Here is a 2,539-nt window from a genome sequence, read left to right as displayed (position 1 = left end):
TGGTACATGGGGTCAATTTAGACTGGCACGAGGGGGCAACGCTCACTGGATTTTCCAATAGTTGTCTCTATACGCTGTCCTCCAACGGTTATACGCATAAAGACCGGGCTTTCTCCTTTTTTAGAGATTCTGGATGGTTTTACAAGGAACAAGGTCTTGAAGGTTTTTCTGCTCATAACTTTTAATTTTTTTGATGATTTATTGATTTTAAAAGTATGAGATTCAACTGTTACGGGCAGGTTTTAGATTCGGGTAAATTCTACAAAATGAATATATTACAATCAAAATCGGGGACACTTTTTCGGATTTACGACTGTCCCCGAATTTGTCAGTGAACTATCCCCGAATTTGCCGTTTTTTACCACTTTGCAGAAAATAAAAATCCTGAAATTCAATGAATTTCAGGATTTTACTTCATTTTACTTATTCTCTTTGTGGAGCTGGAGGGAATTGAACCCTCGTCCAAACAAGGAACTAATTTGCTTTCTACATGCTTATCTTCGCTTTAATTGTAGGGAATAGACAAGACCGAAGCCACCAATCTAAACCTTAGCTTCTTTATTTCAGATAAAAGCCGAAGCCTCTCCTATCCTATCTCCGATTTGCCTGCACCACCTTATCGGTACGCTTCGAAGCCACAGCTTCCGGGTGATGTCTTGTCCTTACACCTGTGCAAGGATTAAGCTATATCTACTATACTTCGATTAAGCAGCAAGAGCGTAATTGTTATTGCCAGTTAAATTTGTGACGTCTGAGATTATAGTGCCAGCCGACTATGCACTGCATGCTTACAAACCATTTCATCTCGCTGTCAAAGCCAGTCAGCCCCATGAGTTTGTTATCATCTGATATATAACGCTTTAATATCAAACCTTAGATATCGAGTAACAAAAAATGATAAAAATTTGTCTAAACAATATCTAGTGTAAAGATAATTCTTTTTTAGTATACATACCAAGTTCAATGGAGATTATTGCTAAGTTCCTAATCAAAGACTTAAATATATTAAACAATAAAAGATGAGATTCTCATAAAAACGGTCGATTATTTGAATCTGATCCGTATATCTTTTTAATATGCTTTTACTGTTTTTGTTATTCGTTTGTTACCTGAGCCCACAATAATAACATTCTTCTATTCACAAATAGAAATTACCTTTTTCCATGGATTTCTTGTGGATAACTTAGTACAGGAAAAGCTCAACATTCTTATAAAGGTGATTGTGCAAAACAACACAAGAGAAAAAAAGAGGGTAACATTGCTAAATGCTATAAAGTATAGATTGCTAAAAAATATAAGAGGTTCTTCCTATATAGAAAAGAGGGGGTATCAACAAGTAATGCAATACGTCCTCTATTCTAACAGGTTTTCGGACTTACCCTATCTTTATAACAGCCTCCCCATTCTGATTATGAACAGTAATATTGAGTTTTGTTCAAAGACTTCAGTAGAGTTTACAGCAGCGCGTTTGCCAAGGTTTTCCACCTGATTCCCTTTTCATCTTCAGCTTTCTTGTTACGCTCAGGCCATCAAAAGGGAGGTAATTGTTATAATTTAGATGGTATGTGTGTAAGGGATTGTTGGGTAAGTGACATGAATTGACAGCACGAACGCCCTCAACCTATCGCAATAACGCCTAAGATAATTTATTATTAACTAAATCTTGATTGTGTTATACAACAATTGAATAACCTATTTTAGTAATGTCCGCATAAGTTACTAATCTTGCTGATATCATTTTATATAGAAAATAAGTGAATAACATCATCGTATCTCAATAATAAGGCATTTTTTTGTATTTTTGCTCAATCGAATAATTGATAATTAGATTTTTGCAAGATGCCTGCTTCAGATAATATTTCTATACGAGATAAAAAATATTTTGAAGATTTCTTCAGACGTTACTATCAAACTCTATGTTACTTCGCATTTTCTTTTTTGAAAAATAAAGAGATATCTGAAGACATTGTCCAAAATGTTTTTATGAATATGCTCAATAACACTACAATCCACCTTAGCGAAGAGCACCTTAAACACACGTTGTATAAATCGATACGGAATGCATGCATAAATGAACTGAAGAAAAATGCACTACACTCAGAGGTAATAGAAAACATTATGATTGAGGAATCGGAAGAATATGATTCTAACTTGTTTCATGCCATCGTAAGAGTCGAAATATATCGCGAAATAATTGAGGCCATTAATAAATTACCGACCAAGTGCGGGGAAATATTTAAGCTAGCCTATCTTGAACAATTGGATAATGGAGAAATAGCAAAAGAATTGTCAATAAGCATCAATACGGTGAAAGTTCAGAAAAACAATGCTAAGAAATTATTGCGCGAGCAATTAAAGCACTTATACCCAATCATAACCCTCTTATTCAATCTGTAACAAAATCAAATCAAATCACTCGTTTAAGTGATATTTTGCATCTATTTATTTTTGTTTAATGTTAAAAAAGGCACTTTATCTAACAGGAGTGGTCGGAAGAAATTCCGATCACTTTTTGTTTTCTACGTTTTGAAGAAAATAG

General features: G+C 34.3%; 2 protein-coding genes, 1 other RNA gene and 1 riboswitch. Of the genes, 1 reads left to right on the top strand and 2 read right to left on the bottom strand.

Translation table 11 applies throughout. The annotated features are described in order from the left end of the window. Nucleotides 1-17: 17 nt before the first annotated feature. Together ACFO6W_RS24355 and ssrA are read right to left on the bottom strand one after the other, a co-directional pair. Nucleotides 18-176, bottom strand: coding sequence for a hypothetical protein (locus ACFO6W_RS24355; RefSeq protein ID WP_380001426.1), 159 nt, complete (start codon nucleotides 174-176; stop codon nucleotides 18-20). A gap of 256 nt (nucleotides 177-432) precedes the next feature. Then, nucleotides 433-829, bottom strand: a transfer-messenger RNA (tmRNA) gene (gene ssrA, locus ACFO6W_RS24350). Nucleotides 830-1,343: 514 nt separating this feature from the next. Continuing rightward, nucleotides 1,344-1,549, bottom strand: a riboswitch (cobalamin riboswitch). A gap of 290 nt (nucleotides 1,550-1,839) precedes the next feature. Between ssrA and ACFO6W_RS24345 the strand changes: the two genes are divergently transcribed. Then, nucleotides 1,840-2,397, top strand: a complete 558-nt coding sequence (locus ACFO6W_RS24345) for an RNA polymerase sigma factor (protein ID WP_380001424.1) — start codon at nucleotides 1,840-1,842, stop codon at nucleotides 2,395-2,397. Nucleotides 2,398-2,539: the final 142 nt, after the last annotated feature.

The sequence above is a fragment of the Dysgonomonas termitidis genome (assembly GCF_042654545.1).
Lineage (GTDB): Bacteria > Bacteroidota > Bacteroidia > Bacteroidales > Dysgonomonadaceae > Dysgonomonas > Dysgonomonas termitidis.
Note: the sequence above shows the minus strand (reverse complement) of the source record. Positions and strands in the feature narration are given on the sequence as shown.